Source organism: Streptomyces sp. (assembly GCF_036566765.1).
In the GTDB taxonomy this organism is placed as follows: Bacteria; Actinomycetota; Actinomycetes; order Streptomycetales; family Streptomycetaceae; genus Streptomyces.
This window is the reverse complement of the sequence record NZ_DATCVQ010000136.1, coordinates 1-9,785: the sequence shown is the minus strand read 5'-3', so window position 1 is coordinate 9,785 and position 9,785 is coordinate 1. Positions and strand designations below refer to the sequence as shown.

The 9,785-nt window shown below is 74.4% G+C and carries 5 protein-coding genes and 2 pseudogenes; 5 read left to right on the top strand and 2 right to left on the bottom strand.

What is annotated here, in order from left to right; translation table 11 throughout:
- Together VIU94_RS06990 and VIU94_RS06985 are read right to left on the bottom strand one after the other, a co-directional pair.
- A pseudogene (locus VIU94_RS06990) lies at window positions 1-2,715 on the bottom strand (hypothetical protein); the annotation flags it as partial.
- The gene (locus VIU94_RS06985; protein ID WP_331908681.1) at window positions 2,712-3,599 is read right to left on the bottom strand and encodes a DUF4132 domain-containing protein; all 888 of its coding nucleotides are present in this window, start codon (window positions 3,597-3,599) and stop codon (window positions 2,712-2,714) included. The gene VIU94_RS06985 and the pseudogene VIU94_RS06990, both read right to left, overlap by 4 nt.
- Before the next feature lie 151 nt (window positions 3,600-3,750).
- Here VIU94_RS06985 and VIU94_RS06980 point away from each other — a divergent pair, with 151 nt between their 5' ends.
- The 5 genes and pseudogenes from VIU94_RS06980 to VIU94_RS06960 form a co-directional block, all read left to right on the top strand.
- Window positions 3,751-4,623 (top strand): sirohydrochlorin chelatase, encoded by an 873-nt coding sequence (locus VIU94_RS06980; RefSeq protein WP_331908679.1) that lies wholly within the window; start codon window positions 3,751-3,753, stop codon window positions 4,621-4,623.
- A gap of 35 nt (window positions 4,624-4,658) precedes the next feature.
- Window positions 4,659-5,954, top strand: a complete 1,296-nt coding sequence (locus VIU94_RS06975) for a deoxyguanosinetriphosphate triphosphohydrolase (protein ID WP_331908677.1) — start codon at window positions 4,659-4,661, stop codon at window positions 5,952-5,954.
- A 181-nt stretch (window positions 5,955-6,135) separates the two neighbouring features.
- Window positions 6,136-7,395 (top strand): NAD(P)/FAD-dependent oxidoreductase, encoded by a 1,260-nt coding sequence (locus VIU94_RS06970; protein WP_331908675.1) that lies wholly within the window; start codon window positions 6,136-6,138, stop codon window positions 7,393-7,395.
- A gap of 39 nt (window positions 7,396-7,434) precedes the next feature.
- Window positions 7,435-9,333, top strand: a complete 1,899-nt coding sequence (gene dnaG, locus VIU94_RS06965) for a DNA primase (RefSeq protein WP_331908673.1) — start codon at window positions 7,435-7,437, stop codon at window positions 9,331-9,333.
- Between the two features lie 146 nt (window positions 9,334-9,479).
- Window positions 9,480-9,785, top strand: a pseudogene (locus VIU94_RS06960) (RNA polymerase sigma factor); the annotation flags it as partial.

Genomic DNA, 9,785 nt, shown 5'->3' with positions numbered 1-9,785 from the left:
GACCGCCCGCAGCCGCGCCGAACCCGCCTCGTCCCGGGGCCGCAGCGCGTGCCAGTACGCCAGCGGCGGCACCAGCGCCGTACCGGCCGCGTACCGCCCGCCCCGGTCGCCCAGGTCGTGCTTGGACAGCCACACGCCGTCCGCGTCGAACAGCTCGACGTACCGGTCGAACCGGGCCGACTCGCGTGGATGCAGCACCGCCCCGCCGGGCAGCCGCAACGGCGGCGTCGGGACGCCCTGCGTCACGTACGACCCCACCGCGTCGGCGGCCGACTCCACCGCCGGGCTCGCCGTGCCGTCGACCGAACAGGCCGTCATCGTCCCGGCCTTCGGGTCGTGCCGCACCCACCAGCCGAGCACGCCGTCCTTGCTGCCGAACGGCGAGGACTCCATGCCCGGCGGCGTCGGCAGCAGCCGGCAGGACCGCGCCACCAGGCGCTGCCCCGCCGCGCCCTCGAGCGCCGAGTCGAAGAACCCGGGCGCCGCCGCCCGGCCGCGCCGCGCGGACGCCGGGTCGTACTCCCACCAGCGGTCGTCGTGCAGCACCCACACCGAGATGCCGTCCGAGGCGACCGGGCGGTGCTCGGCCGCGAACGAGGTGTCGCCGGCGCGGACCGGCCGGCCGCCGTAGCAGCGGCCGCCGTCCGGCAGGACCAGCGACGGTACGTGCACGTGGTCCCAGCCGTCGTGCAGCTCGCCGGACGGCTTGAAGACGTCGGCGGGCCGCCCGGACCAGACCGCGCGCCGGCCGTCGCCGTGCCCGTTCGCCACCAGCCACTGCCCGTCGACATGGCGGACCGTCGGCTCGTCCCACCGGCTCTGGCTCGCCGTGGGCAGCGACAGCGTCCGCCGCTCCAGGACCTCCTCCGCGCCGACCAGCACGACCTCCAGACCGAGCCGCACCGCCAGCGCGGGCCAGGCGTCCACCACGCGGTACCAGTGCTCGCCGTGGCCGCGCCGCCCGCCCGGGGCCTTCGGGTCGACGTCGCCCAGGCTTGCCAGCGCCTTCTCCAGGGCGGGCCAGCCCAGCTCGTCCAGGACGCCCGCGCGCAGCGTGCGCTCGAGCGCGGTCGCCGGCGAGTACGCCGTGATCCTGTCCACCGCCTCCGAGGCCGCGGCCAGCACCGCGGGCGAGGAGAACCGCGACAGGCGGGTCAACTGCTCGTTGAGCCCGGGCAGTCCGATCGGCCGCTCCAGGTCGTCCGCCCGGTCGGCCACCCAGCCCGCGAGGACCCCGCGCAGCGCCGGGTGCTCCACGATCTCGAGCAGCCGCGCCGAGCCCACGCTCGTGCCCGCGAGCTGCTCGACCGACGCCCGCAGCAGCGGCGCGAACCGCTCGTCGGCGGCGAGCGCGGTCAGGTCCCGCCGGCCCGGGCGCCCGTCGCGCAGCCAGCCGCCCAGGTCCATCTGCGCGTCAGACTCCGGCGGCGCGACCGGCACGGCCAACGCCAGGCACAGGTCCAGCAGGTCGACCTCGACCCGGTTGCGCCAGCCACGCCCGTCGAACAGCCGAACCGGCGTCCCGTCCGCGACCAGCCGCGGCGCCAGGCGCTCCACCAGGGCCAGTTCGGCCTCGACCCGGCCGCCGTACCCATAGCCGCGCCGCCGGTGCGTCGCCCACGCGCCGAGCCAGGGCGCCGCCGGAACCGTCCCGTCGAGCAGCAGCGCGGTCGCCCCGCAGGCGTCGAGCAGCTCCAGCCAGGACGCGTCGAACGCCTCCGTGTCGTCGCCGCCCGCCTCCGGCAGCAGCACGGCGAGTCGCTGCCGCACCGCGAGATCGCCTGCCGCGACCTCCTTCAGCGCGGGCAGCGCCGACTTCCAGAACCCGGCCGCCGCCCGGTTCATCGCCCCCGTGTGCAGGATCTCGGCGAGCAGCGTCCGCTCCTCGGCGCGGGCGTCCAGCCCCGCCGCCTTCGCCAGCCGCCGCAGGTCCTCCAGCATGCCCGCGTACGGGGCGAGGCCCGCGGCGCAGCGCTCCAGCGACAGGGTCCGGAAGCTCTCGTACGCCTCCGGCGCCGAGAGCCGGGACGCGAGGCTCTTGGCGTGGTCCCGCAGCGTCTTCGCGGTCAGCGCACCCGCCCCGGCGAACTCCAGGAACACCTCCCGCAGCCGCTCCTCGTCCACCTCCAGCGCATGCCGCTGCTCGGCGGCGCGGGCCTTGCCGAAGAACACCGAGGCGTGCTGCCGGGACTCGGCCGCCAGGAACAGCCGGGCGACCTGCTCGTAGTACGTCGGCAGGAAGTGCGGCACGGACCGGTCGAGCCGGACGCCGATCTCCTCGAAGCCGTCCTTCGCGTGCCCCGGCTTCGCCGCGACCAGCCGCGTCAGCCGCTCCATCTCCTTCACCACGGCCAGCGCGTGGTGCCCGTTCGCCGGGTCGTGCACGAGCGCCCACGCGGGGAACCCGAGCGACTGCCGCCGCACGAGCCCGACCGGCGCCGGACCGCTCCCGGCGGCCGCGAACCCGAGATACTCCAGCGCCAGATCCTCGGCCACCCCGATCGTCTCGGGCACCAGCCGCACGACGGCCCGATCCGCCAGCGCGGGATGCGCGTACGCCCGAGCGGTCAGCACGTCGACCCCGTCGCCGCCCGGGCCTGCGGAGACCACGCCGCCCGCAGTCCCCGCCACCGGCAGCACCGCCCCCGCCCTGAGCAGCGCCTCCGCTGCTCCAGCTTCCCCGTCGTACCCGCTCATCCCGTCCGTCCCGCTCATCGCGCGTCCCCCTCCTCGTCCACGACGCGGCCCGCGTACACCAGGGCGGCCATGCGCTCGCCCTCCGACCAGGCGACCGGGCCCACCTCGGTCAGCGGCAGGCGGCGGCCCAGCCGGTCGCGCCACTCCAGGGAGCCCGTCCAGCCCTCCGCTTCCGGGTAGTCCTCGCCCAGCCAGTACGCCGCCTCGAGCGCCCGGCCGTCCTCCACCAGCGGGCACACCGCGTGACCGCCGCGGACCCGGTAGCCGAGCTGGGTCGCCCTTGCCGTCGCGTGTCGCAGCTCGGCGAACTTGCCATCCGCGTACGCCCGCCACTCGTCCGCCTCGCCGGCCTCCTCGGGCCGCCGCCACACCTCGCGGAACAGCTGCTCCGCGCCCTGCTCCACCGCCAGCTCCGCCGCGAATTCGCGCAGCTCGTCCAAGTCGTCCAGGAGCACCGGATGCGGGATCAGCACGGACTCCACGCCCTGCGCAGGGCCCAGCCGCACCGAGTCGCCGTCCAGGTCCACGACCCCGAGTCCCCGCTCCGGGTCCGCGTCCCGCAGGAACCCCGCGCGCGCCACGTCCGCCGCGCCGTCCGCGCCCACCGGCGCGACCACCAGGTCGCGCAGCGCGGCCCGCCATGCCGGGTCCGGCCACACGCGGGCCAGCAGCGCCACAGGTACCGGCAGGGAGCGCACCAGCCACACGTCGACCTGCTCGCGGCACTCCCGCTCGTGCCGCTCCAGCCACTCGGCGAGCTGCCGCAGCCGCACGACCTCCGGGTCGTCCTTCAGCTTCGCCGGCACCTGCTTGAGCGTGCGTCCCGCCGCGTTCCGGCAGAGCACCTTCGTGCCCTCCAGCGTGACGGCGTAGCCGCCGCCCTCCGTATCGATCCAGCCCATGGCGAGACCGCCTCCCCGACCCTTCCGGTTCCGATGACGATCACAGTAGGCAACCGGACTGACAGCCGGTCCGGCAGCCCGGTGAGCCTGTGGAAAACACTCGTGACGCCCACGCAACGGGCAGGCAACGTGCCGCCGTCAGGATCGGTCCATGACGGAGCCGGACACCACGTTCGCCAGCACGGCCCAGCTGCTGGGCCGGATCACCCACCAGCTCGGAACTCAGCTGGGTCATGTCCGTCGGGACGGAACGCGCAGACCCGTGAGCCCTCCGCACCGCACCCCCACCCTCATGGCCGTCGCCCACGGCAGCCGCGACCCCCGCGCCCTCCCGGCCGTCCACGCCCTGCTCGACCGGGTCCGCGAGCTCCGCCCCGGGCTCGACGTGCGCCTCGGCTGCATCGAGCTGAACGCCCCGCTGCTCGACGACGCCCTCGCGGACCTCGCCCCCGGCGGCGACGCCGTGCTGGTGCCGCTGCTCTTCGGCCGCGGCTGCCACGTCACCCACGACCTGCCCGCCGCCGCGGCCGCCGCGCCCGCCGTCCGCACCCGGATCGCCGCCCCGCTCGGCCCGCACCCGCTGCTGATCGAGGCGCTGCACGAGCGCCTCGTCGAGGCCGGCTGGACCGAGGAGCACAGCGCGTCCCGGAGCACCGCGGTCGTCCTCGCCTCCGCCGGCTCCCGGGCCCCCGAGTCGGCTGCCGACACCCGCCGCACGGCCGCCCTGCTCCGCGAGCGCCTCGGCGGGGTCCCGGTGCTCGCCGCGTACGCCTCCGCCGCCGCGCCCACCGTCCCCGACGCGGTCCGCGCGCTCGCCGCCCGCGGCCGGCACCGGATCGCCGTCGCCTCCCTCTTCACCGCCCCCGGCCTCTTCGCCACCCGCAGCGCCGCCCAGGCCCCCTGGATCGCCGCCGCCCCCCTGGCCGACCACCCCGCCCTGGCCCGCCTGGTCCTGCACCGCTACGACCACGCCCTCAGCACCGCCCACACCCCCACCGCGAGGCGGGAACTCGCCACCGCTTAGCCCCGCCTGTCCGTCCGGCCAGTTACCTTCGGGGCATGGACGGCATCACGGACACCCCCGGTTACGACGAGGCGGCCACCGAGCGGTGGGCCGTCGAGCCCGACAAGCGGCCCGGGCGGACGGCGTTCCAGCGCGACCGGGCGCGGGTGCTGCATTCCGCCGCGCTGCGCCGGCTCGCCGGGAAGACGCAGGTCGTCACGCCCGGTACGCGCAGTCATGCCTGGGATGCCAGCCCGCGCACCCGGCTCACCCACTCCCTCGAATGCGCGCAGGTCGGCCGCGAGCTCGGCGCCGCGCTCGGCTGCGACCCCGATCTCGTCGAGGCCGCCTGCCTCTCCCATGACATGGGCCACCCGCCCTTCGGGCACAACGGCGAGCAGGCGCTCAACGACTTCGCGAAGGACTGCGGCGGCTTCGAGGGCAACGCCCAGTCCCTGCGGCTGCTCACCCGGATCGAGCCCAAGCGGTTCATCGCCGACCCCGAGACCGGCGAGCCCGTCAGCGTCGGTCTCAACCTCACCCGCGCCGCGCTCGACGCCGCCACCAAGTACCCCTGGCCGCGCGGCGGCCACCCCGCCGACCCGGGCTCGCCCAAGTTCGGGGTGTACGAGGACGACCAGCCGGTCTTCGACTGGATCCGCCAGGGCAGCCCCGCGCACCGCAAGTGCTTCGAGGCCCAGGTCATGGACTGGTCCGACGACGTGGCGTACTCCGTCCACGACGTCGAGGACGGCCTGCACGCCGGGCACATCGACCCGAACATGCTCTACGCCGAGCCCGAGCGCGCCGACGTCTACCGCGTCGCGATCGGCCGGTACGTGCCGGAGGACACCGACCCCCAGGAGCTCGCCGACGCCCTCGACCGGCTCATCGAGCAGGACTGGTGGCCGCACGGCTACGACGGCTCGGCCGTCGCCCAGGCCCGGCTCAAGGACGCCACCAGCCAGCTCATCGGCCGATTCTGTCTCGCCGCCGAGGGCGCCACCCGCGCCGCGTACGGCTCCGGCCGGCTCACCCGGTACGCCGCCGAGCTCGTCGTCCCCCGCGAGACCCGCAACGAGTGCGCGGTTCTCAAGGCGGTCGCGGACCGTTACGTGATGCAGCGCGCCGAGCAGGAGGCCCTTCGGGCCGACCAGCGGATCGTGCTCGCCGAGCTGGCCGAGGAGCTCACCGGCCGCGCCCCGGACAGCCTCGAACCGCAGTTCCGCGCGCTGTACCTGGCCGCCCCCGACGACCGCTCGCGCAAGCGGGTGATCGTCGATCAGATCGCCTCCCTCACCGACGCGTCCGCCCGCACCCTGCACGACCGCCTCACCACCCGACGCGCCTGAACCGCGAGGGCCGGGGGACAGGCCGAGCCCCAGCCCCCGTGGCCTGAACGATCCGCTCCGGATCGGACCCTCTTCCGCCATCACGCTCCGTGCGGGACGCTCGCTGGAAGCGCCGGGGCGGAACGGCCCGGCGTACGCCCGGAGGCGTAGCGTAGAAGCGGTCGCAAAGAGGAGGCATCAAGTGGTCGACGCAGATCAGACCTTCGTCATCGTCGGCGGGGGCCTGGCAGGGGCGAAGGCGGCGGAGACGCTCCGCGCCGAGGGCTTCACCGGCCGGGTCATCCTGATCGGGGACGAGCGCGACCACCCGTACGAACGCCCACCGCTGTCCAAGGGCTATCTCACCGGCAAGGAGGAGCGGGACAGCGTCTTCGTCCACGAGCCCGCCTGGTACGCGCAGAACGACATCGAGCTCCACCTCGGCCAGCCGGTCACGGCCGTCGACCGCGTCGCCCGCACCGTGCGGCTCGGCGACGGCACGGTCATCCGCTTCGACAAGCTGCTGCTCGCCACCGGCGCCGAGCCGCGCCGTCTCGACATCCCCGGCACCGGCCTGGCCGGCGTGCACCACCTGCGCCGGCTCGCCCACGCCGACCGGCTGCGGCACGTCCTCGCCTCCCTCGGCCGGGACAACGGCCACCTGGTGATCGCCGGCGGCGGCTGGATCGGCCTGGAGGTCGCCGCGGCCGCCCGCGGCTACGGCGCCGAGGTCACCGTCGTCGAGTCCGAGCCCACCCCGCTGTACCGCGTGCTCGGCCCCGAGCTCGGCCAGCTCTTCGCCGACCTGCACACCGACCACGGCGTCCGCTTCCACTTCGGGGCCCGGCTCACCGAGATCGTCGGCCAGGACGGCATGGTCCTCGCCGTCCGCACCGACGACGGCGAGGAGCACCCCGCGCACGCGGTCCTCGCCGCGATCGGCGCCGCCCCGCGCACCGCGCTGGCCGAGAACGCCGGGCTCGCCCTGGTCGACCGGGCCGACGGCGGCGGCGTCGCCGTGGACGCGAGCCTGCGCACCTCCGACCCGGACATCTACGCCGCCGGCGACGTGGCCGCCGCCCAGAACCCGCTGCTGCACACCCGCATCCGCGTCGAGCACTGGGCCAACGCGCTCAACGGCGGCCCGGCCGCCGCCCGCGCCATGCTCGGTCAGGACGTCTCGTACGACCGCGTGCCGTATTTCTTCTCCGACCAGTACGACCTCGGCATGGAGTACTCGGGCTGGGCGCCGCCCGGCTCGTACGACCAGGTCGTGGCCCGCGGCGACGTCGGCAAGCGCGAGTTCATCGCCTTCTGGCTGAACGAGGGCCGGGTCGTCGCGGGCATGAACGTGAATGTGTGGGACGTCACAGAGCCCATCCAGAAACTCATCCGGTCCGGTGCGCGCGTGGACCCGGACGCCCTCGCCGACCCGTCGACCCCCCTGGAGAGCCTCGTCTGATCCGCCCGGGCGACGCCGGGACACCCGTAGAATTCCTGCGTGGCGGGCAGAATCAACGATGACGACGTGAAGGCGGTACGGGACGCGGTCCCGATCGACGCCGTCGTGTCCGAGTACCTCCAGCTGCGCAACGCCGGCGGCGGCAACCTGAAGGGACTCTGCCCCTTCCACGACGAGAAGTCCCCGTCCTTCCAGGTCAGCCCCAGCAAGGGACTCTTCCACTGCTTCGGCTGCCAGGAGGGCGGCGACACCATCGCCTTCGTGATGAAGATCGACCATCTCTCCTTCTCGGAGACGGTCGAGCGCCTCGCCGCGAAGGCGGGCATCACCCTGCGCTACGAGGAGGGCGGGTACAACCCCGGCCACCAGCGCGGCGAGCGGATCCGGCTGGTCGAGGCGCACAAGGTCGCCGCCCAGTTCTATGTGGACCAACTCGGCTCGCCCGAGGCCGAGATCGGCCGGCGGTTCCTCGCCGAGCGCGGCTTCGACCAGGCCGCCGCCGGGCACTTCGGCGTCGGCTACAGCCCGGCCGGCTGGGACCACCTGACCCGCTTCCTGCGCGGCAAGGGCTTCTCCGACAAGGAGCTGATCCTCTCCGGCCTCTCCCAGGACGGCCGGCGCGGCCCCATCGACCGGTTCCGCGGCCGCCTCATGTGGCCGATCCGGGACGTCGGCGGCGAAGTCGTCGGCTTCGGCGCGCGCAGGCTCCGCGACGACGACAACGGGCCCAAGTACCTCAACACGCCCGAGACGCCGATCTACAAGAAGTCCCAGGTGCTGTACGGCATCGACCTGGCGAAGAAGGACATCGCCAAGGTCAGCCGGGCCGTCGTGGTCGAGGGCTACACCGACGTCATGGCCTGCCATCTCGCCGGCGTCACCACCGCGATCGCCACCTGCGGCACCGCCTTCGGCGGCGACCACATCAAGATCCTGCGCCGGCTCCTCATGGACAACGGCTCGGCGCGGGTGATCTTCACCTTCGACGGCGACGCGGCCGGCCAGAAAGCGGCCCTGCGCGCCTTCGAGGACGACCAGAAGTTCGCCGCCGAGACCTACATCGCCATCGCGCCCGACGGCATGGACCCGTGCGAGCTGCGCCTGGCCAAGGGCGACGAGGCCGTCTCCGACCTGGTCGTACCGCGCACCCCGCTGTTCGAGTTCGCGCTGCGCCAGATCGTCGTCCGCTACGACCTCGACACCCCGGGAGGCCGCGCCGCCGCCCTGGACGAGGCCGCCCCGATCGTCGCCCGCATCAAGAACAGCGGCGCCCAGCACGAGGTCGCCGTCCAGCTCGCGGGCATGCTCGGCATCCTGGACACCCAGTTCGTCGTCAAGCGGGTGGCCCAGCTGGCCCGGTGGGCACGCGACCGCGGCGGCAGGGGACAGGCCCCCACCTCCCGCGGACAGCAGCAGTACGACGCCGCGCCCGCGCCCCGCACCTCCGGCCCCGCCCTGACCCTGCGCAACCCCGTCTACGCCACCGAACGCGAACTGCTCAAACTCGCCCTCCAGCGCCCCGAGTTGGTCTCCCCGGCGTTCGACGCGTACGGCGTCGACGAGTTCACCGCGCCCCCTTACGCGGCCGTACGGCAGGCCGTCCTGGACGCGGGCGGCGCGGACTACGGCACACAGGACCCGCAGGAGTACCTGGTCCGCGTCCGCGAGGCGGCCCCGGACGACGCGGTCCGCGCGATGGTGACGGAGCTGGCCGTCGAGGCGATCATGCGCAAGACGGTGGACGAGAGCTACGCGGGCGACCAGCTCGTCACCGTCCGCCGCCGCGCCGTCGAACGCCGAGTCCGCGACGTCCAGAGCACCCTGGCCCGCCTCGGCACCCACGACGACCCCGCCCAACTGGCAGCCGTACAGAACGAGTTGTGGGTCCTCCAGCAGTACGACCAGGCACTGCGGGTCCAGGGCGCGGCGGCGCTGTAGTCCCGCCCGCGCCAGGTCTCCGACCGATCGGGCCCCACTGGCACCCAGTTTTCCCACAGGGGTAACCGGCCAGTCACGGACCGGACTCAAAAAGTCACCGCACGCCCCTCGTGGCGGCGATGTGTCGTACTCCACACTGGGTTCCGGTGCCTGAGTCCTCGGAGCGCGGCCGATCCGTCCCCCACGGGTCCCACACCCCCGCGGTTCCGCTCATCGCGTACGGGACGGACAGCGGCGAGGCCGCCGACTCCGCCCCCCCAAGCAGCGCTGCCGCACACCTCAGCAGCGATCATCCTGGAGGTCGCCCCCGTGCAGACCCAGACCCTCACCCAGACCGACAACACCGGCGACACGGACGCGGATTCCGACGTCATCGGGGCCGTACCCGCGCAGAGCCGTGTCGCGCACCACCCCGAGACGGCGGCGGAGCCGGAGGGCTCGCAGGCCGAGCC